Below are 22,691 nucleotides of genomic sequence, written 5' to 3'. Positions count from 1 at the left end.
GGTGGTCGCAGCAGGAATTCCTTCTTATTTAGTAAAGAAGCAAGCAGATGGAAACAGGACAGGCCAGGCAACAAAGCCAGGAAAAAAGAAAGGGCGGGCGCCCCCCAAACCGGTAAAGCGCAGCTGCACGCTCGTGGTGCGGGTTACGGAAACCGAACGGCTGCTGGTGACAGGCAAGGCTCGGGAAGCAGGCATGAGCCTGTCGGCCTGGTTCCGGGCGGCGGCTGGAAAAACTCGAAGAAGGGACTGCACCGACTCCGCCACAGGCAGCACCGGTGCCTGATTGCAGCAGCAAGTTTGAGGAGCTGAAGGCACTCTTTAAACTGCATGAGCTGAGCGCGCAGGCCTTGCAGATCTATGCCCAGATCGCCTCCTTCCGGGAGACGATCACCAAGCTGCCGAAGGTGCTGCCCGTCCGGCACCACCATTTCGAGGATAAGTCTAAGAGCTTTGTGATCGGGGGAATTGTGTGTTTGCTGGTAACTGCTATTTCAGAAGGACTTTGCATAAGCCTGCACCGGGAGAACAGCAGGTTGCGGGAAAGCGATGTCAGGTACTGGATGATCCGGCAAACTTACCCAAACACAGGCCGTTGGGTAGATTCCGTTTATCATCTTGACCCAAATGAGAAAGATAGAAGAATCAGGCAATTAGAGGCTAAAGATTCTGATCTGTAACTGCAGTATAAGCGTTGAGTATGGTCCTGTATAAAGTAGAAAAGTGGTTTAGTATGGACTACTTATCTACCTTTATTATGCATTAACAGCTAAGAGTTCTTCTGCTGTTTCAAGATTTCGATTTTCTCCCGTTCGCTTGCCAGTAAGCGCTCGTAGAGCTTTTTATTTTCATCCATTACCTCAATTAACTTATCCAATGGATTGAAGGTACATTGGTTGAAACTACTACCAGCAGAAGCATGTCCCTGCATATGCTGGATGTTAAACACGTCCCCATCTTCACTAAAATTTTTAATAGCTTCTGCTGTTACTCCAAGAGCGCTAGCAATTTTATTCAGCATCGCATCATCCACCTCCTCCTCTTGCTCGATTCGCGAAATGTTCTGCTGAGTGGTGCCCAGTTCATTGGCCAATGCGGATTGCTTCACTCCCAAAGCTGTACGCATTCTTCGCACGTGGTCCCCCAGGTGGATCGGTCGTTTTCTGTCTGCTGTTTCCATATACTTAATATACTAAATTTTATTCTCTACTGCAATAATCACGATATTGTATAAAACAATATTGTAAAGGTTTTTCACAAATTCAATAAGCTATTAATAAGAAATAAAGCATAAATATAGAGTTATTTCTTCTCGCTAAAAAACTATCCCCTCCTCCTCACAAACCTCAATTCCAACTATTAAATATGTTAAAATAGATATATAAATTGTTGTAATTAAGATATAAAATAATTAAAATTATCAATAAAGTAATCCAAGATCTACAACTAATATTCTACATACTAAATGACATCTTTAGAAATTGAGTTTATATACTCACCTTTCATCAATTATGCCATGCAACAAAACCACGTATCGGTTGTTCGCAAGATATTGATAAAGAACACTAGTGAGCTCGACATTAGAAATATTTCCATTAAACTAACAAGTGATCCGGATTTCATTACAGCATGGGAGCACCGAGTTGATGTATTGAAGGCAGGAGAGAGTTTTGAGCTCGATGCTGTTCATTTAAAAGTGTCATCCTCCTATTTGTCTAATCTTTCTGAGAAAATATTAGGGAACTTCACGCTCAATATTACATCAGAAAGTAATATTCTATTCACAGGTAGTTATCCTGTTTCTGTTTTGGCATATGACCAATGGAGCGGCGCGGCTATACTACCTGAAATGATAGCCGCTTTTGTCACTCCCAACCATGCGCAGATCTCGAAAATCATTTCAAAGGCCGCTACCATTCTTGAAAGGTGGACAGGAAGCCCTTCATTTGATGAATATCAAAGCAGAAACCCAGACAGGGTGCGAAAGCAGATGGCGGCACTATATGAAGCTATTGCCAGTTTAGAAATTGTCTATTGCAGTGTTCCTGCCAGCTTTGAGGAAAACGGCCAGCGCATCAGAATGTGTGACACCATTTTCACCCATAAGCTCGCTAACTGCCTGGATATCTCCTTACTCTATGCCGCTTGTCTGGAGGCGGTTGGTATTTATCCTCTGTTGATATTTACCAAAGGCCATGCCTTTGTCGGTGGGTGGCTTATCGAAGAGTCTTTTGCAGATCCTGTCAATGATGATCCTTCTCTGCTAACAAAGCGAACTGCAGACGGCATCAATGAAATAGTCTTGGTAGAGGCGACCAGTATGAATGCAGGAAGGCCTGTTTCGTTCGACGCAGCGTCAGCAGCTGCCAACCATCATATGAAGAAAGATGATGAATTTGGCTTGTTTGTTGACATTCATCGCACCCGCTTTAGCGGCATCAGGCCTTTGCCTCTCAGAGTTCACACCTCTGATGGCTGGGAAATTGTGGAGGTAGAACCTCTGAAAGAACGCAAGAACGATGCACCCGAAGCTTTAACAGCTGGTGTTGAGGTGCCTGAGGTGGAACAGATTAAAGTCTCTAAACAACGTCTTTGGGAAAGAAAGCTCCTGGACCTGACGCTTCGAAACAATCTATTGAATATCAGGCTAACAAAGAGCACCCTTCAGTTAATAACAATTAACCTTAGCCAGTTCGAAGACAGCCTGGCCGATGGTAAGGAGTTTCAGATTCTTTCAAAGCCAGCTGATTGGGAACCCCCCCTTCGTAATACTGGCATTTACCAGGCACTACATCAGTCCGATCCAATTGTTGACCTAGTAAAGTATGAGTTTACACAAAAGAGACTTCGCTCCTATCTCACCGAAACAGAGTTACAGCACAGTATTACCAGCATTTATCGAAGTTCACGCCAAGCTATCGAAGAGAACGGAGCCAATACGCTCTACATTGCCCTAGGACTCCTGAAATGGTATGAAACTCCGGCCAGCGAGCGTCCGCGTTACGCCCCTATCCTGCTATTGCCAGTAGAGATCATTCGAAAGTCTGCACAAAAGGGCTATGTGATACGCAGCCGGGAGGAGGAAACAATGATGAACATTACACTTTTGGAAATGCTTCGCCAGGACTTCGGGATCAATATCGGAGGATTGGAAAATCTCCCTAAAGACGAAAGTGGCGTAGATGTGAAGCTCGTCTTCAATACTATCAGAAAAGGTATTATGTCCCATTCACGATGGGATGTGGAAGAACAGGCACTCTTGGGTACTTTTTCTTTTAGCAAGTTTATCCTTTGGAATGACATTCACTACAATGCCGATAAACTAAGTGAAAACAAAATTGTAAAGAGCCTTATCTCAGGAATGCTGGAGTGGCAACCGGAAACAACTCATGAAGTAAAAGTCCTCGATACTGAATTGCATCCTACTGAAGTTGCCCTGCCAATTAGTACAGATTCCTCACAGCTTGAGGCTATACTGAACTCAGCACAGGGTAAAAGTTTTGTACTGCATGGCCCTCCTGGCACGGGAAAGTCCCAGACTATCACCAACATTATTGCAAATGCTTTATATGCAGGCAAAAAAGTGCTTTTTGTTTCCGCCAAAAAAGCAGCTCTGGAGGTTGTAGAAAATCGTTTAGAGTCTATTGGCATAGGTGCATTTTGTCTGGAACTCCACTCCAACAAATCAAAGAAGTCTGCCGTTCTGGAACAATTGAAGAGGGCATCGGAAATAAATCGTAAAACATCGCCTCAGAACTTTGAATCGGAAGCTGAACGGCTTTTGGCTACTCGATCGGAACTGAATGATTATGTACAAGCTCTCCACAAAAAGCACAGGTTTGGATTCTCACTCTTCGATGCTTTCTCTCAATACAGCCAACTGGGCCAGGCACAGGATAACCTCACATTTACTCCAGCACAGTTAGAACACCTGAATCCATCTAAGCTCACAGAGTGGCAGGATATCGTTGATCAGATACAGGTGATTGGCTCTGTATGTGGACACCCCTACCAGCACCCACTGGAGGCGGTGCAGGTAAAGCAGTATGCCCAACAGTTAAAGGGCGATGCACGTCAGATTATCGATAGCTACAAAAATCTGCTTCTCCGATACCAGGAAGAGATGACCTCCATATGTGGTATTCTAAAAGTAAATCCTCAACTTAAAAGCCGAGAAGAGGCTGAAGACCTGGTTCAATTGACTGCACTTTTCCTCCGCCTGCCTGATATTCCTGCATCCCTTCTGAATGTAGAAAATGTGGAGCAGAGCTTGTCCCAGGTAATAGGGTTGGCTGCTCATGGCAAGCAAAGAGATGCCTTAAAGCAACAGTTACTCCAAAAGTTCAGCAAGTCAGTTCTTGAGTTTTCCGCGGAACAGGCTTTACAGTGCTGGACGATAGCCAATCAGCAGTGGTTTCTCCCTAAGTTTCTGAAACAAGCTTCTATTGCCAAGGATTTGAAGAAGCATAGCTCAACAGGAACCTTAGCAAAGCAGGAAGTACCCGATATTCTAAAACAAATTATAGCGTATCAGGCCGAGCACGAATCAATTGAGAAGGCAACCCACCTGCCACAACTGTTAGGCTTTCTTTGGCAGAATGAGACCTGCAACTGGGACAGCCTGATTGAAATTTGCAATATTCTAATCGAGATCAACCGAAAAGGAATCACGCTCAACACAGCATCCAAATCTAAAGAATGGCGAAATGCCCTGGCTGGCGAATTTGGAGAGGGAAGTAAGGTTTACTTTACCTTCCATGAAAGAAAATTAACAAGCTTGCAGCAACTCTTCCACGAGATTGGGCAAAAAGAGAGCGAGCTACAACGGCTTTTGGGGATCGACTTTAAGGGGCTTAAAGTACAAGATGCTCATTGGGTAACGAATAACTTAGTTTATGTTGATAGATGGATGAGTGCCATCGACGAGGTTCGGGATTGGATTAACTGGCTTCAGATAAGGGAGAAGGCAATAGCGATTGGTTTGGAGCCTCTCATTACCTTTTATGAAAACGGTAGCATAGCTACCGAAGAAGTAGGGCTTTGTTTCAAGAAAAGCCTTTACCGCGCCTGCTCAGAATATATCATCGATCAAGAACCACAGCTTTCAGCTTTCAACGGAAAACTGTTTGAAGAGAAAATCAAGAAGTTCAAAGAATTGAGCAAGAGCTTTGAACAATTGACTAAAGAAGAACTTTATGCCCGTCTAGCTGCCAAAATACCTTCCTTTGCACAGGAGGCCTCTCAGAGTTCTGAGATAGGTATCCTACAGCGAAATATCAGGAACAATGGTCGGGCTACCTCCATACGAAAGCTTTTCGACTCCATTCCTAATTTATTGCCTCGCCTTTGCCCGTGCATGCTGATGAGCCCTATCTCTGTAGCCCAGTACTTCGATGTCAACTCCACTAAGTTTGACTTAGTCATTTTTGACGAAGCCTCACAGATGCCAACCTGTGAAGCGGTTGGAGCAATAGCCCGAGGCACAAACGTTATTGTGGTCGGAGATCCTAAACAAATGCCGCCTACCAGCTTCTTCGGGTCCAACGCCATTGATGAGGACAATATAGAACTGGAAGATCTGGAGAGTATCCTCGATGATTGCCTGGCTTTGTCTATGCCATCTCACTATTTATTGTGGCATTACAGAAGCAAGCACGAAAGCCTTATTGCTTTTAGTAATGCTAAGTACTATGACAATCAGCTACTCACTTTCCCTTCAACAGATGACATTACTACCAAAGTACAGCATGTAGCAGTTGAAGGGTACTATGACAAAGGTAAGACCCGTCAAAACCTAGAGGAGGCAAAAGCCATTATCGATGAAGTCATTCAGCGCCTGTCAGACCCGGTATTAGCGCAAAAAAGTATCGGCATCGTCACTTTCAGCGTGGTACAGCAAAACCTAATTGAAGATTTACTCAATGAGGTATTCAAAGCAAGACCTGAGCTGGAGTCAATTGCCTTGGAAAGCGAAGAGCCGTTGTTCATCAAAAATTTGGAGAATGTTCAGGGTGACGAACGCGATGTAATACTATTCTCTATCGGATATGGCCCCGATAAACACGGTAAGGTAAGTCTTAACTTCGGTCCTATTAACCGTGAAGGCGGCTGGCGCAGGTTGAATGTGGCTGTCTCCAGGGCACGTTATGAAATGAAAGTCTTCTCTACCCTACGCTCAGACCAAATAGACATTACCCGCACGGCTTCGGAAGGAGTAGCCGGCCTGAAAGGTTTCCTGGCCTACGCAGAAAAAGGAAAGTCAGCTCTACCTGGTCGCTCAGTACTCACAGCCGGTAAGGAGCTATCGTTTGAGCATGCTATAGCTGAAGAGATCAGGAAGTGTGGATACGAAGTTCACACAGCCATCGGATGCTCTGACTATAAAATCGATATCGGAATAATTAATCCGGCAAACCCTGCTGAATATATACTGGGAGTACTCTGTGATGGGCATAATTACTTTAGCGCCAAAACATCAAGGGATCGTGAAATTGTGCAAGCTGATGTACTACGTCTACTTGGCTGGAACATACATAAAGTGTGGTCAATTGATTGGTGGGAAAACCCACAAAAGACAGTCAGTGATATTCTTTTGGCAGTTAAACAGGCTGAAGAACAAAGAGACACGCTCTTCAACCCAAAGGTTGAAACTAGTAGCACTACTACCCATTCCTATAGTGAGCCGATGCTCAAAAGCATCAACTTCGGCTCATCTCCCCTCATGGAGGAGGTTGGGGATGTTGATGTTGTTACTGAAGTTTCTTGTGCTACGGCTGCACTTCCCTATGAAGTTTGTCAACTTGAGTCTGTCCTAACCAGTTCTTCTGATGACTTCCTGCAGCCTTGGAACCGTGATAAAATAGCACAGCAGATTATGCAAGTGTTAACCACAGAATCCCCTATAAGCCAAAATCTGTTGTGTAAGCGTGTGCTGGCGGCCTGGGGTATTTCACGAAATGGATCAAGAGTAAATGCTCATTTAGAGAGCTTGTTTTCAGAGTTACCTATTAATAAGACACAGCTGGGCAAAAGTGTAATTCTATGGACAGAAGAGCAAAGTCCTGAGTCGTATGCATCTTTTAGAGTAAGTGTTCAGGAAACTCAGAAGAGAGAAGCCGATGATTTGCCTCCTGAAGAAATTGCTAATGGTATCAGGGAAATTCTAATCAACCAGATAAGTCTGCCAAAAAGTGACTTAATACGCGAAACCTCTAAACTTTTTGGCTATGCCCGTTTAGGTACCAATGTGGAAATGGCCATGACCTCTGGCATTGAGCATGCTGTAAGGCTAGGATACGCCCTTGAGGATAATGAAAGACTGATTTTGGCGGATTGATACCCTCAAATTTTAATCTACATATGACTGTCCAATAACTACTTGAGAGCTGAAGGATCCTTCAGCTCTCAAGTAGTTATTACATAAAATTGAATGCATGAATAACCTGTTCAGTAGATCAAAATGATGTTAAAGCTTACTGGATATCAGCAAACAAGAAAACATACTTATGGCTACAAAAGTACTAGATAAGAACGAGGCTAGGCTCCCATTTTTCGGAGACAAAATGAGCTTTGTTATAGGCTTAGACCCTTTAGGATTACAAAACCCTTCTGCTCAAGCTTATTCATACCTCCTTCCTGGACTTAACAATGTTACCGGTCGGATTAGAAACTACAGCTTCTATTGCTGGCTTCTGGCTGAGTACGCAAAACGAATTAAGAGCTCCGACCCTAAGGAGCAGAAAGCTTTTATACGCAAGGCAGAATACATCATTGCCCTTATTGCAGCTAAGTCCGAAATTCTTGGTATATCCGGAAGCCTATACGCCACTCACAGATTAAATGAGAACTTAGCCGAGTTTAACCTGAATACAGGTACATACAATGCAGATGGCTCTACTGTAGGCACCTACTGGCAATATGATTCTGGAGTCTTTGGCCAGTATTATATAGGCTCATTACGTCAGATTGGTTTGATTGAAGAACCCATCAATGACAAGGGGCAGCCAATGGGTATTTATAGAAGAACTGCAAAGCGGGAGAATCAAAAAGTAAGTGGGGAGGAACTTGCAACTGCTTTCGATAAAAACATATCAGCCCCTAATAAGCAATTATTCTTTAACTGCTTAGAGAAGGGAACAATTGATCATGATCAGTTAATTGATCTAACGCCAGATTTCAACATGGCTCAAATCAGGCCAGATACAGAGGAAGCACAGCTCCTTTTGATGCTACTCCTAGATGTTGATGAACCATTAACAGTAAAGGAACCCCCTGAGAGCATGCGCAATGAAACTTTGCTGCATGTGCTGCGCTTTTCGAAAAACCATAACAAGCCAGTAGGGTCACGATTATTTACTATGTATGCCTATGAGGTAAAAGGACGACATGAGAACGCAACTGATGCGTGTTTAAGCGGCTGGTATTATTACCAATTCAATGAGTACTGGCAGTTCTCCTGCACAGCCATCTTTAATGGTCTTCTTGATTTTCTTGATGAGTTAGCTGGTCCGGGTTGGAAGCCGGTGCATGAGTTAATTCAGCAAGCTTCAGATACCATTATCGAGATTTTAGTTAATGAAGGTATGCAGGAAGCCACCTCAGCCACCATATCATCTATTAACACGTCTGCAATTTTACCTGAAAGTGAGTTGTATTCTGAAATTGAAGCATTCCAAGGCATTGAAAGAGTGATTTTAGGCTTTCTCCTAATCTGGAAGATGCATGACGAGAATAAGGAAAATCTAATATGGCTAAAGGATTATACCAAGAAAAGAGAAATCGGTGGAGGAAATGATGTCTTGTCCTTTTATCTCGGTTATGATAGGTATAAAAACTTTTCCATAAAAAGCTTTCTAGATGATTTCCTACTTAAGAGGATTATACAGAGACACCAAAAGGTAGCTTATCACAAGATGGGTAATGGGTCTCAGTCAACTCAGAAATTTATTATAGAGGAGAATTATATTCGAAAGATCGGAAATTTTGGTCCGGGTTTTACAGGTCCAAGAGTAGGAAATCTCATTGCTTTCCTTCAGGACCTACACCTTTTGGATTCCTCCCGGCAATTAACAGAATATGGTGAATTAGTGCTAATTGAAAACAACTGATGGTTATAGATAGACAGAATGTTTTAGACCTGATTGGCAAAAACAAGCACAAATACTCTTCGTGTATTATCACATGCTACACCTTCGATTTTACCTTCTTTGAAGAGCGCGTCATTCCCACTCTACGTCTTTCAAACATCAAGAATATCAATGTTTTTCTTGATGGAAAGCACCTGGAGCAGACATTAGAAAATGTGACAGGTGATGAGTTTAAGACACACAAAACATATAGCCTCACGCCTGTTTACGAAACCGGGATCTTTCACCCAAAGATCATGCTGTTAACTGGTGTAAAGCACGGACTCCTCATCATCGGTTCGGGTAACCTGACATCTTCGGGTCTAAGCACGAATGATGAAGTGTGGGCAGCCTTTCATTTAAATTCTTTAGAGAGTTTAAATGCCCCAATCTTTGCGGATGTATGGCAGTACCTGCAGCCATACTTACAACAAGCCAAAGGGTTTAATAAGCAGAAAATAAGCTGGATTAACCAGTACGCTGCCTGGATAAATGAGCTCGATAATACTTCCCCCACATCCTTCATAAAGATTAATAAGGAGCAGGAAGTAAAGTTCTTAGCCAATAACCCAAACAGTTCTATTTACCAAACTCTGAAAGACTGGCTACCACAGAATAGGATAAAGAAGCTAACAGTAATTTCCCCCTATTTTGATGATAAGGCTAAACTGCTAGATCTGTTCAGAAGTGATTACTCGATCAATGAAATACAATGTATTACTGACAGTCAATTCGGACTCTTACCTACTAAGGCCAGTACTGACCTGCTAGAACAAATTATGTTCTATGACTGGAAGGATTGTTTGGAGAACTTTGACAAAAGGTATAACAGGCTGCATGCTAAGATGCTTCATTTCGATTATGATGACGAGGAGTACTTGTTGCTAGGCAGCCCTAATGCCACTATCCAAGCCTTTGGCGGCCCAACTTCATCAGCTAAAAATGGAGAAGCTGCCCTACTACTGAAAAGACAAAAAAAAGGAAATAACCTACTTACAGATCTCGGTATAGGCACATTAAAAGCGACACCACTAAACATTAGCATATATGACAGACTAGCAGCAAACAGAGGGGACAGTATTACGGCAGCGAAATGGGAGTACAGAATCATATACTCAGAAAGAAATGGATCTAAACTGACGGTTCATCTTCAGCGGTCATCCTCAGAGGTACTGGAACTGCAAGTGCTTGATGTACATAATACAGAAGTTGAAAAGCATACAATAGAAGCTGGAACTAGAGAAGCTATAGTTAATCTCCTATTTCCTAATGATGCTTTTAGATTGTGTTTGCTCTATCATGGAAAACGCGAATCTAATTTTGTCCTCATCCATAATGTGGCTTATCAGGCTAAATGTAACCCAGACCCTAACCAAGCTGAACTGAGTCAAATTATCGAAGGTCTATCATATGATCCTGATAATGATCTTTACATAGAACTTCTGAAACATGCAGATTATAATTGGGTAGACGATGAACTGGCTGATGATACTAATTTATCAGGCGGTGGATTTTCTAAAAAAGGGCCCAACCTGCAAGCACCCAAACAATATGGAGCTCTCTCAGAAGAGCAGTTAAACCAGTTACCATCTGTACAGTCATTGGAAATTGAACTGATGAGTAACCCTAACATCCAGATTGCTGATATTTTAAAACTTGTCTCTAAAGGACTAGCCTCTCAGCAAAATGAAATACAGGAAAACGAGGAAGAGGCTCTTGCCATCGAAGATCTAGAATTACAGTCTGGACAAGGAAAAGAGGTTGTAGCGCTCCCAAAAATCAGATTTAGAGGAGAGAAAGAGCAAAGAGCAATTTACAGGCACATTGAAACTCTTTATAAATTTTATAGAAATGAGTTAAGCTCTTTATATGATAAAAAAACACTAAGAGATTCACCCAAAAGGCTTATTAAGTTAAAAGATCTTTCAAACATGTCTATCATGCTAGATCTTCTCTATATTTTTTATGGAAAGACCTATACTATCTATAAGACAGAGCTTGGTGTGCTATTCAGTAAAAAGTTCGGTAATCAACTTGCAGACATAGAGAAGAAGTACAAGCTGACAAGACTCAAAAAAACAGACCCAACTAATTTCAATATAGTTTATTATGAAGTTGACTCTGGTTTGTTTTTAAGTTTAAAAACTGACTTGCAGGCAATAAACCAAACACTCCTAATTCAGCAGGAAGAGTTCTCCCCTATTCCACATAAAATACCCTACATAATAGAAGGTCATTTTTATGCAACAGATGGTTCCGGATTAAAAGCGGTTCTAATTGAAGTGTTAGGCAGTTTCCTGATTTGTGCAAATGCAGGGTATCAGCACTACGGTTATGAAGTTTATGATGACAAAGTATCGGCATATCGGATGGATATATTTGAAACTGCTACTTTTCTGATCTTAAATGTAAATTGGAAGGAAGATGAAGAGGTCTATAGGGACATACTCTTACTGGATCTTTTGCATTTTGTATGTCCTAAGATTTTGAAGAAGAATGAAGCTAAATCAGCCATCAAAAGCATACATGCATTCTATGAAAGAGCAGCCCATAAAGGAACCCACTTTCATCAAAACCTTGATTATTTCAAGCGTGAGAAACTTCCGAATTACAACCTTTGGCGACAGAATTTTGAGGAAAACAGGCAGCAATTAATAAAGGAAACTTCTACAATTCGATTAGGCTCATTGGTTTGTAGTAGTAGTTTGGGCTTCGCTGCACTAAGACAGGCTGGCAAGGATTTCCTTGTATTGAAAAAGCCAGGATTGTTGTGGGATGAAAGTATGGGGGAATTACTAATGAAAGTCTCCTACCCTCAGACTAAAATTACCGCTTACAAGCAAATAAATATTCATACACCTTCAGAAGAAGAAACCATTGCAGACACTATTAGATAAAATCGGGGTCATTGATTTCAAGTATAAAAAGCTGCGAGAGCAAGATGATTTTAATATATTCGGCATACTCAGAAGTAAAACTGATGAAGTACGAGTTCACTCAAGATTCATTGCAGAGTTACTTAATCCAAAAGGTAGCCATCGGCTGAATGGCACCTTCTTAGAAAGCTTTCTCGAAATGTCTAGTTTGCCGGTATTACTATACCCGAACCCACAAGTACACAAAGAATATAAGGACATCGATATCCTAATAAGAAGTGGTACCAAGGCAATTATTATTGAAAATAAAATCTGGGCCAGAGATCAGAAAAGACAGCTTGATAGGTATTACGAAATTATGAAAGCCGAAGGGGCACAGGAAATAAAGATTATTTACCTCACACTAGATGGAAAAGAGCCGAGTGAGTTCAGTCTAGGTACCTTAAAAAATGATCCGAAACTTTATACTTACCTTTATCTATGTTCTTATGGCAATGATATTCTTCCTTGGCTGGATTCATGCTTAAAGGAGGTTTCTACAAAGCCTACTCTCCGAGAAACTTTAGTCCAATACAAAAAACTAATCGAAGAATTAACTGGTAACTCCATGCCTGCAGAAGAACGAAATGAAATAAAAGATTTGCTTTCAGTTAATGATAACATTTTGAAAGCTTCTAAAATAGTAAAGAACTGGAAACATATTAAATGGTACACGGAGTGGGATTTTTGGAATGAACTTGAAGCTGGGATTAGTAATGACGGCTTCAATATACTCCCGAATGAGAAATTTGATGTACAAAAGCTAAATAGTGTAATTCACAAAAACAGAAACCGTAACCCTTGGTTCGGAATTATGATTGAGTTAGGGCACCATAAGGAAGATATTATCTGCTTGTACATCAGACGGGGTACTGGAAATATATATTGCGGCATAACTGTGCTAGGCAACGGTAAAGACAGACTCAAAAGCAGCAGTTCTGAGTACGATCAATTGGCCTTCATGTGTAAGTCAACTATAGAAAGAAAAGACGAACGTTGGATTGCAAAAAAGTATTTTAGTAAACCTGTAAATTTTGAGACATTCTCTGATAAGAGAACCTTACTACTAGCAGACCCTTCTATCAGAAAAAAATACATAGCCGATCTTTGGAATGAAGCAAAAGCTTATTTGGCAGAATGTAAAATTGAGGACTTTTTAAGAACAAGAGTTGCTAACTAAGACTTATGCTAAATTACACAGCGAAAGCTATGATTGAAGAACTGTACTATCATGATGTTATAAATCCAAACATTACCGCTGCAACAATTGGTGTTAGCAAAAACAAGTGGGTAGCAATTAGAGAAAGTGAAATTGATGGGAACAATTATCTTACTATCATGCAGGAGAACAGATTTAACATTCTTCCAATAATTTCATCTGATGGTCAGGCATATGAGTACTTTAAATCAGTATCCCTAAACGACTACAGTGCTGCTACTCGCGAAATCATTACGTACAAAGACACTATAGCACTAGATACAGGAATAAAAGAACTCATATTTAAGTTTGGCTCCATGTTTAGAAGCCACTTTTTTTTAACCTTAAATGGGAAAGTTTCTGGTTTAGTTTCATTAAGTAATCTAAATACAAGGAGCGCACAAGTGTATATTTTTAGTCTAGTATGCGAGTTAGAAAGAACATTAAGTGAATTCATTCGGGATAATGTAGAAGAAGAAGTGCTCTTACAAAACTTGAAGGAGAAAGCTAAAACTGATAATAAAATCAGATCATTAGTTAAAAATTATAATAAGTTACTATCTGAAGATTTTGAAAATAGTATAACTGAAAACTTATACTTTAAACAGTTTTTTGAAATTGTTAAAGAATTTAATCTCCATATACTCTTAGGTTACAGCTCAAATGAAGAATGGGAAGAACTATATTCAATGAATAAATTAAGAAATTCAGTCGCCCATCCTTCTAAAAGCCTTATAAATAAAGATCAGACCATCGAATTCCTTCAGTCAAAACTAGACCAAATTGATGATTTGTTGTTTAGACTGAGACATCAGAAAAACCCAGATAGGTTTAGCTCAATAACATAACAACGCCCCTTCATAATACAACAAATTATTAAAATATCAATTATTAGTTTAAGTATATTTACATTACTTTCACGCTATAAAGCGTGAAAGTAAAATGACCAAACATAAACTTACCTTACCTAAATTAGAATCCCTATTACTCAAGGCATGCGACATTCTGCGTGGCAACATGGATGCCTCTGATTTTAAGGAGCATATCTTCGGGATGCTGTTCCTGAAGCGTCTGTCTGATAAGTTTGAGGAGGACAGAGCCAACCTGAAGAAAGAGTACGAGGCGAAGGGCTGGAGCGAGGAGCTGATACAGAAGCAGCTCGATAACCCGAACAAGTATAACTTCTACATACCTGAGCAGTCGCTCTGGAAGAACATCCGCCACCTGAAGAAGGACGTGGGTACAGCGCTGAATAAGGCGCTGGCTGCCATTGAGGATGCCAATCCGAACACCCTGCAGGACGTGCTGAAAGGAATTAACTACAACAAGAAGATCGGCCAGAAAGCGATGGACGATGCGAAGCTGGTGGAGTTTATCCAGCACTTCGAAAACATCCCGCTGAAGGATTCTGACTTTGAGTTCCCGGACCTGCTGGGCGCTGCCTACGAATACCTGATCAAGTACTTTGCCGACAGCGCGGGCAAGAAAGGCGGCGAGTTCTATACGCCTGCCGAGGTGGTGCGCCTGCTGGTAACGATACTGGAGCCGGCACAGGGCATGAGCATTTACGACCCTACGGTGGGCTCGGGTGGTATGCTGATCCAGAGTAAGAACTTTGTGGAGGAGATGGGCGGCAATACCCGCGACCTGGCGCTGTACGGCCAGGAGATGAACGGTACTACATGGGCGCTGTGCCGCATGAATATGCTGCTGCACGGCTTCTACTCTGCAGACATCCGCAATGAAGACACTCTGAAAAACCCGCAGCACCTGCAGGAGAACGGAGAATTGCGCCGCTACGACCGCGTGATCGCTAACCCACCGTTCAGCCAGAACTATAGCGCTAAGGAGATGCTGCACAAAGACCGCTTTAAGTACTGGATGCCAGAGAGCGGCAAGAAAGGCGATTTTATGTTTGTGCAGCACATGGTAAGCACGCTCAAAACTACGGGCCGTATGGCGGTGGTGATGCCACATGGCGTGTTATTCCGTGGCGGTGAGGAGAAAGCCTGCCGTACCTGGCTGGTACAAAGCGGACTGCTGGAGGCGGTGATCGGACTGCCGCCGGGACTGTTCTATGGCACCGGTATACCTGCCTGCGTGCTGGTGGTAAACAAGCAGAATGCCGCCGACCGCAAAGAGGTGCTGTTCATCAACGCCGACAAAGAATACAAAGAGGGCAAGAACCAGAACAAGCTGCGCCCTGAAGACATCGAGAAGATCAGCTACGTGTACCACAACCGCCTGCCGGTGGAGAAATACGCAAAGCTGGTGAAACATGAAGACCTTAAGAAGGAAGAATTTAACCTGAACATCCGCCGCTACGTAGACAACTCTCCTGTACCTGAGCCGCATGACGTGCATGCGCACCTGAACGGCGGCATACCTGCCAGCGAAGTGGAGACACTGCAACAGAACGGGATGGCATATTACAAAGGACTGAAAGAGGATCTGTTCTGCGACCTTAAACCAAACTACCTGCAGTTCCACCCGCACATGAGCGAGAAAGAAAGTATAAAGCCGCTGGTGGAGGCGCATACGGGTGTAGCCGAGGTGCTGCAGCAGTACAACAGCATGTTTGGCCTGTGGTGGAGCCAGTACCAGCAGGTGCTACAGCAGCTGCCTAATGGTAAGCCTTTGCACGAGGTAAAGCAGCAGGGTTATACTTCGCTGGTGGAGTTCTTCCAGCCTTTGCCGATGCTCAGCGACTCGCAGCTGCGTGGTGCTTTTGCCGGCTTCTGGAGCGACCTGAACAGCGACCTGAAATCGGTGGCGGCCAGCGGCTGGGGTCCGGAGCTTATACCGGATGCTGACATACTGGCCTCGCAGTTTCCTGAGCAATTGGAGAAGATAGAGCAGTATAAGGCACGCATAGCCGAAATAGAAGCCGCTTTGGAAGAAGCAGAAGGCGAAGACTATGACTGGGAAAACAGCGAAAGCGGTGCCTTACCTAAAAACCAGCTGAAAGACCTGAAGGAAAAAGCTAAATCCGACAAAAGTATAAAAGCGCTGGTGGCTAAGCACGAGGCCCTAACCAAAGAACTGAAGACGCTAAAAGCCGACATCAGCACAATAGAGAAGAAGAAAGACGAGCTGGTAGAAGCAGCCCGCCAGAAAATAACGCCTGCCGATGCCGAAGAGTTGATACTACAACGCTGGCAAAACGCTCTATGGGTTGGCTTGCAAACGCACCTGAAGCAGAACCAGATGGACGTGCTGGCACAACTGGATAACCTTTTCGAGAAGTACCAGGTGAACCTGAAGGAGCTTTTGAGCAGCAGAGAGGAAGAGCAGGCTATTTTACAGGAATTTTTAGTGGAGCTGGGGTATGAGTAATTGGAAACAAAAGCAAATTGGTAAGTTTTGCCGAGTTAAAGGAGGCAAAAGATTACCTGCAGGAAGTGAATTTGCTAATGGCAAAACGCCGTACCCATATCTTAGAGTAACTGATATGGTTAATGCTTCTATAGATGACTCCGCTTTAGTATATGTCACGCCAGAAATAGAAAAATTCATTAGAAACTATAAGATTTCTAAAAATGATATTTATGTGACAATTGCAGGTACTCTCGGTCTATTTGGTACTATACCCGATCATTTAGACAATGCACAACTAACAGAAAATGCTGCAAAGCTTACAACCATAGATTTTAATGAATTAGATAAGGAGTATCTTAAGTACTACCTCAATTCTATCTTCCTAGAAGAGCAGCTTTATAGGGAAATTGGTGTAGGTGGAGGTGTACCGAAGTTAGCTTTATATAGGATTGAGAAGCTTACTGTAAAGTATCCTTCCATACCTGCACAACAAAGAATAGCCAAAATCCTGCGGACGATTGATGGGCAGATAGAGAAGACGGAGGCTATTATTGCCAAGTATAAAGCCATTAAGCAAGGGCTTATGCAAGACCTCTTCACCAGAGGTATAGACGTGTCCACAGGCAAACTCCGCCCCCGCTACCAGGACGCTCCTGAACTATACAAACCCTCTTCGCTGGGTATGATTCCGAAGGATTGGGATATTGATGCTGTTCAAAACTTATGTTCTAAAGTCACCGATGGAGCTCATTTCAGCCCAAAGCCTTTAGACTATGGCTACAGAATCGGTAACGTAAAGGATATGACTGATTATGGCTTTGACTATGAAGGCATGACCAAAATCAGTCAGAATGATTTTAAAGAGCTCGCTAGGCAGAACTGCTCTCCTAAAAAGGGAGATGTCTTACTATCTAAGGATGGTACGATAGGTAGAGTTATTGTTTTCAATGATGATGAACAACTAGTACTATTGTCCTCTATCGCAATACTTACCCCTTACGAGCACATCAATTCTACATATTTAGGCTATCTATTCAAGACAAGTTATTTTGATGTGCAACTGTATCAGCTTCAAAGTGGAAGTGCTCTTAAACGTCTAGTCTTATCAGACATTAGGAAAATAAAGTTTCCAACTCCTAAAGATAGAAAGGAGCAAGAACTAATAGCGTCAAGATTAGAAAGAGCAGATAAGCTTCTGGAAGAGGAAATGGATCATAGACACAAGATTCAACAAATTAAGAAAGGCATGATGTCTGATTTGCTTTCAGGCAAAGTACGAGTGCAGATTGATGAGGAAGCTGTCTGTTAAATAAAGTACAGCTGGCTACAAATTATGCAGCCAGCTGTACTATTGTAAAGTAAATGTAGACTACTTTGGTATTATAACCTCAATATTGGTTGCGATTGTTTCACCTTCGTGGCTGCCAATAATCATAACAGTTTTATACTGGTCTTCTCGCTCCAATGGGAATTTATCAGATGCATGTCCAAATTCCTTACCATTAGGATCTATACAATGGAAGAAACTTAGTGTTAAAATTAATTCTGTCTCATTTGGCCCTTGTGGGTATTCCTTAGTTAGCTCGAACAATGGCTTTTCACCATTTGTGGGGAACTCACCCTCTACTCGCAAAGAGAAACCCTTTTCGTCAGACAGAGTTTTGGCAGACCATGTGCCAATGTTTACTAATGTTGTAGTTTGATTCATACTTTATAATTTTAAGTAAAATATTTAGATTCATATGGATTGTATTAAACAATAGTACTTATTAAATTAAGTAAAATTTTTATATTTAAAATAATATTTATCCAAAATAAAATAAAGCGATATAAATCATCACCACATAAGCTATGACAGAACATACTTTAGTAGAGCAACCCTTCCTGAAGCAACTGGAGAACCTAGGCTGGCAAGTATACGAGCAGTCTGCTGGTATACCTACAGATGCTACGCTTTCGCTGCGCACCAACTTTAAAGAAGTGGTGCTACCCAGTGTGCTGAAGCAAGCTCTACAAAGTATAAACCTGGATGAGAACAGACAGCCCTGGCTCAGCGAGAAGCAGGTAGATGAGCTCTACAATGAGATCAGCGACTTCGGGCGCATGCACCTGCTGGAGGCCAACAAAAGCTTCACGCATACGCTTCTCAACAACAGCCTCCGCGCCGATTACCACGACGACCCCGCCGATCCGCGCCCTGTCAAGCTCATAGATTTTGACCATCCCGAGCGCAACAGCTTCATTGCCATCAACCAGTTTAAGGTGGATACGCCGGGGCTGGCAAAAGCCTGTATCATACCCGATGTGGTGCTGTTCGTGAACGGTCTGCCGCTGGTAGTGGTGGAGTGTAAGAACACCAATGCCTATACCACCAACCCACTGCACGAGGCCCTGAAGCAACTACAGCGCTACAGCAACCAGCGTCCTTCCACTCATGCCGCCGGCCTGAAGGAAGGCGAAGAAAGCCTGTTCTGGTACAACCAGATCTGCGTAGCCACCTACGGCGACAAAGCCTGCTACGGCACCATCACCAGCCTCAATGAACAGTTCTTTGCAGAGTGGAAGTACATCTACCCCGAAGCTTTCCAAAACTACATTAAGCCGCTGGATGTGGAGCGCAGCCAGGAGCGGCTGGTACAGGGCATTCTACCCCCGCACACCCTGCTGGATATTGTCCGCAGCTTTACCTTGTTTATGCCGGTAGGCGGTGGCAAAGAAGCCAAGATCGTGTGCCGCTATCAGCAGTACCGTGCCGTGGGCAAGATAGTAGAGCGCCTGAAGGCAGGTCAGACCCCCATGGAGCGATCTGGTGTAGTATGGCACACGCAAGGCTCCGGCAAAAGCTTAACCATGGTTATGCTAATTAAAAAACTGCGCACCGAGTCCAAGCTTGCCGACTACAAAGTGCTGCTCGTAAACGATCGCACCGATCTGGAAGACCAGCTCAGCGACACCGCTACGCTCACCGGCGAGAAGATAGACTTTATAGAAAGTATAAAAGACGTAAAGCCGAAGCTCTCCACCCCTACCAGCAACGCGGTGATGGTGATGATGCACAAGTTCCAGGCAAAGGAGTATAAGCTGACAGGTATAGCCGGCGAGATACTAAGCCAGGCAGCAGAGCCACTAAAGCAGTACAATGTATTCGGAGAGGTTAACCCATCCGAGAAGATCCTGATCCTGATAGACGAGGCGCACCGCACCCAAAGTAGCGATTTGGGCAACAACTTATTCGAGGCTTTCCCGAACGCCACCAAAATTGCCTTTACCGGAACGCCGCTTATCACGGAGCGCCATAAGAAAAAGACACACGACCGCTTCGGCGGCTACATAGACCAGTACCGCCTGCGCGATGCCGTAAACGACGGGGCCACCATCCCTATCCTCTACGAGGGCCGTGAACCCGACAACGCTATCAATGACAAAAGCGGGCTGGACCAGAAGTTTGAGGAGGCATTCGGCAGTAAAGAGCAGAAAGAGAAAGAGCTTATTAAGCGCAAGTACGCCATCGGCAGCGACCTGCGCGAAGCAGAAGAACACATTGCAGCCGTTGCAAGGGACATAGTAAACCACTACACCGAAAACATTCTTCCTAACGGCTTTAAGGCACAGGTGGTAACCAGCTCGGTGCTGGCAGCTGTGCGCTACAAAGATGCCCTGCTAAAGACGCTGCAAGAAAAAGTAACTGCGCTAAAGGCTGAAGCCACGCCAGATGAAGAACTAATCAAAAAGCTGGAGTTCCTGCAGGTATACGCCGTAGTTTCCGGGCAAGGTACGAACGAAGAGGCTATTATCACCCAGGCTCGAAAAGAAGCTTCTGCAGCCAACGCCGTAGACAATTTCAAGAAAGCCTTCAACTACGATGTTCCGGAAACAGGTATTGCCTTTCTGGTAGTATGCGACATGCTGCTGACCGGCTTTGATGCCCCGATTGAGCAGGTGATGTACCTGGATAAAAAGCTGAAGGAGCACAACCTGCTGCAGGCTATTGCCCGTGTGAACCGTACCTACAAAGGCAAAACACGTGGCTATGTGATAGACTACGCCACCAACACCCAAAACCTGCAAACCGCCCTCAGCATTTACGGCTCCGACGAAGTGCAAGAGATCATGGAGAACCTGAAGGGTGTAGAGACAGAGATACCCGTACTGGAGTCGCGTTACCGCAGGCTGGTGCAGCTCTTCGAAGGTAAAGGCGTGGCTAACTTTGAGAAGTACCTGACCCAGCATATAAAGGACATCCCTACCCTGCTCAAGATACAGGAGCAATGCATAGATCTGGCCGCAGACATCAAGTTCCGCTCCAGCTTTGATGTATACCTGAAGCAGTTAATGGAAAGCATGGATATCGTGCTTCCGCGTCCCGCCGCTTCGCCGTACCGCATACCGGCAAAGCAACTGGGACACCTGCAGATCCTTATCCGCAACCGCTACAAAGACGACACCATCAATATAGAAGGTGCTGGCGAGAAGATCCGCCAACTCATCAACGAGCACCTGGTCAGCCTGGGCATTAACCCGAAGATCCCGCCTGTAGAGCTGCTCTCTAAGGACTTCATGAAAGAAGCCAAGAAGAACAGCAATCTGAAAGCCGTGGCCTCCGAGATGGAGCACGCCATACGTAAGCACATCAAAGTGAATGTTGACGATGACCCTGCCTTTTACACCAAACTGAGCGAGCGACTGGAGAAACTCCTGCAACAGCACCACGATGATTGGGATGCGATGGTAAAAGCGCTGGAAAACCTGCGTAACGAAGCCGCAGCCGGTCGTCAGGAAGGTATAGCCGGTCTATCTGCCACCGAAGCCCCTTTTTACGACCTGATGATGCAAACCGCCTTCAAGAGCAAAGCTCCTTCAGCTGAAGAGGAAGAAAAAGCGAAAGCCACTTTAAAAGAAGCTGTAAAGCAGATGAGGGCGACCATAAAGTTTACCAGCTTCTGGGAAAAGGGCAGCGAGATAGACCTGCTTAAAGGCGACCTATCTGACATCCTGATTTCTTCGGATGTAGAGGCCTTGATTGAGCACGAGAACAAGATCATAAATGACCTGCTGGACCTAGCAAGGCGCAGACACAACGAGTTGATACATGAAGAGCAGCAAGCACCTGATCCAGTACAATCTTAAACGAAGCCAGCGCAAAACAGTCAGTATCTATGTAGAGCGTGATGGCGAGGTTATGGTGATGGCTCCCAAAGAGCTGTCTGACACTGCTATTGATGAACTTGTAGATAGTAAAGCGGCTTCCATCTTTAAGCACCAGGCAGAGCTGGAAGAACTGAACCAGGTAAAGAAAACACGCGAAGCCGTTAATGGGGAAAGCTACCTTTACTTGGGCCGTAATTACAGATTGGAGCTGGTAGAAAAGCAGGAAACCCCGCTTAAGCTGAAGGATGGTTATTTCCTGCTACAGAAGAAGCATGCCCCTAAAGCCGATCAGATCTTCAAACAGTATTACAAGGAGAAAGGCGCCAAGCGCATACCTGAGCGTGTGCGCTATTATGAAAAGCTGATGGGCCTCACCACCAGCGAAATCCGGATTATGGACCTGCAGAACCGCTGGGCCAGCTGCAACACCAAAGGCGACCTCAACTTCCACTGGAAATGTATGATGGCTCCGCTCAAGGTGCTGGATTACATCATCGTGCACGAACTGGCCCACCTGATCCACGCCAATCACTCAGAAGCCTTCTGGAACGAAGTAGATAAAGTGCTGCCGGATTACCGGGAGCGGAAGAACTGGCTACGGGTAAATGGGGCGGGGATGGATTTGTAATCATTACCCTTTGTACATAGAACTAATGAATCCTTCATAATTGTCCAATCAGGAGTACTGTCATTTTTTGAAATTATAAGATTCTATCAGCAACGGCAACATAACAACAGTTAAAGCTTCTGATAAAATTATAGTAAAAACAGCTTAAACATTAGGACTATAATATATTTTAACTATATTAGAACTTTATAGCTTAATACTTTTCTTTTACCGAGACTAAGCCATTGACCAACTTTGTCCTTTTGCATCAAAAGAGACAAAGTAAATGTAACAGTATCCATCTATAAGCAAAGAGAAGTTCAGTCAACTCCCAAGAGTTAAACAAGAGACTCTATACTTAGATACAAGTGCTGCACTTTTGA

At 43.7% G+C, this 22,691-nt stretch carries 13 protein-coding genes; 11 read left to right on the top strand and 2 right to left on the bottom strand.

Annotated elements, in window-relative coordinates; all coding sequences use genetic code 11:
* Position 1: 1 nt before the first annotated feature.
* Both GXP69_RS19335 and GXP69_RS05760 read left to right on the top strand, forming a co-directional pair.
* On the top strand, positions 2-283 hold the full coding sequence (locus GXP69_RS19335; RefSeq protein ID WP_394367356.1) for a plasmid mobilization protein: 282 nt from the start codon (positions 2-4) through the stop codon (positions 281-283).
* A complete protein-coding gene (locus tag GXP69_RS05760; RefSeq protein WP_163913357.1) occupies positions 276-677 on the top strand; it encodes a hypothetical protein in 402 nt (133 codons plus the stop codon). Before GXP69_RS19335 ends, GXP69_RS05760 begins: the two co-directional genes overlap by 8 nt.
* Positions 678-766: 89 nt before the next feature.
* Here GXP69_RS05760 and GXP69_RS05755 read toward each other — a convergent pair whose 3' ends face one another.
* Positions 767-1,177, bottom strand: coding sequence for a helix-turn-helix domain-containing protein (locus tag GXP69_RS05755; RefSeq protein WP_163913355.1), 411 nt, complete (start codon positions 1,175-1,177; stop codon positions 767-769).
* A 285-nt stretch (positions 1,178-1,462) separates the two neighbouring features.
* On the opposite strand from GXP69_RS05755, the gene GXP69_RS05750 reads away from it, so the two are divergent.
* From GXP69_RS05750 to GXP69_RS05720, 7 genes are all read left to right on the top strand, one after another.
* A complete protein-coding gene (locus tag GXP69_RS05750) occupies positions 1,463-7,333 on the top strand; it encodes a DUF3320 domain-containing protein (RefSeq protein ID WP_163913353.1) in 5,871 nt (1,956 codons plus the stop codon).
* A 169-nt stretch (positions 7,334-7,502) separates the two neighbouring features.
* Positions 7,503-9,104 carry a hypothetical protein gene (locus GXP69_RS05745; protein ID WP_163913352.1) on the top strand — a complete coding sequence of 534 codons (1,602 nt, stop codon included), beginning with the start codon at positions 7,503-7,505 and terminating at the stop codon, positions 9,102-9,104.
* Complete coding sequence (locus GXP69_RS05740) at positions 9,104-12,019, top strand: phospholipase D-like domain-containing protein (RefSeq protein WP_163913350.1); 2,916 nt, start codon at positions 9,104-9,106, stop codon at positions 12,017-12,019. Before GXP69_RS05745 ends, GXP69_RS05740 begins: the two co-directional genes overlap by 1 nt.
* Positions 12,000-13,217 (top strand): PDDEXK-like family protein, encoded by a 1,218-nt coding sequence (locus GXP69_RS05735; protein ID WP_163913348.1) that lies wholly within the window; start codon positions 12,000-12,002, stop codon positions 13,215-13,217. Before GXP69_RS05740 ends, GXP69_RS05735 begins: the two co-directional genes overlap by 20 nt.
* Positions 13,218-13,246: 29 nt before the next feature.
* Complete coding sequence (locus tag GXP69_RS05730) at positions 13,247-14,083, top strand: hypothetical protein (RefSeq protein ID WP_163913346.1); 837 nt, start codon at positions 13,247-13,249, stop codon at positions 14,081-14,083.
* Positions 14,084-14,177: 94 nt separating this feature from the next.
* Positions 14,178-16,571: a type I restriction-modification system subunit M gene (locus tag GXP69_RS05725; protein WP_163913344.1), complete on the top strand. Its 2,394-nt coding sequence runs from the start codon at positions 14,178-14,180 to the stop codon at positions 16,569-16,571.
* The gene (locus GXP69_RS05720; protein ID WP_163913341.1) at positions 16,564-17,862 is read left to right on the top strand and encodes a restriction endonuclease subunit S; all 1,299 of its coding nucleotides are present in this window, start codon (positions 16,564-16,566) and stop codon (positions 17,860-17,862) included. Before GXP69_RS05725 ends, GXP69_RS05720 begins: the two co-directional genes overlap by 8 nt.
* A gap of 60 nt (positions 17,863-17,922) precedes the next feature.
* On the opposite strand, the gene GXP69_RS05715 is transcribed toward GXP69_RS05720, so the two are convergent.
* Positions 17,923-18,261: a hypothetical protein gene (locus tag GXP69_RS05715; protein WP_163913339.1), complete on the bottom strand. Its 339-nt coding sequence runs from the start codon at positions 18,259-18,261 to the stop codon at positions 17,923-17,925.
* A gap of 143 nt (positions 18,262-18,404) precedes the next feature.
* Between GXP69_RS05715 and GXP69_RS05710 the strand changes: the two genes are divergently transcribed.
* Complete coding sequence (locus tag GXP69_RS05710) at positions 18,405-21,680, top strand: type I restriction endonuclease subunit R (protein ID WP_163913337.1); 3,276 nt, start codon at positions 18,405-18,407, stop codon at positions 21,678-21,680.
* Complete coding sequence (locus tag GXP69_RS05705; RefSeq protein WP_163913335.1) at positions 21,643-22,329, top strand: M48 family metallopeptidase; 687 nt, start codon at positions 21,643-21,645, stop codon at positions 22,327-22,329. Before GXP69_RS05710 ends, GXP69_RS05705 begins: the two co-directional genes overlap by 38 nt.
* Positions 22,330-22,691 lie beyond the last annotated feature (362 nt).

The organism is Pontibacter burrus (assembly GCF_010686685.1).
Classification (GTDB): domain Bacteria; phylum Bacteroidota; class Bacteroidia; order Cytophagales; family Hymenobacteraceae; genus Pontibacter; species Pontibacter burrus.
Note: the sequence above shows the minus strand (reverse complement) of the source record. Positions and strands in the feature narration are given on the sequence as shown.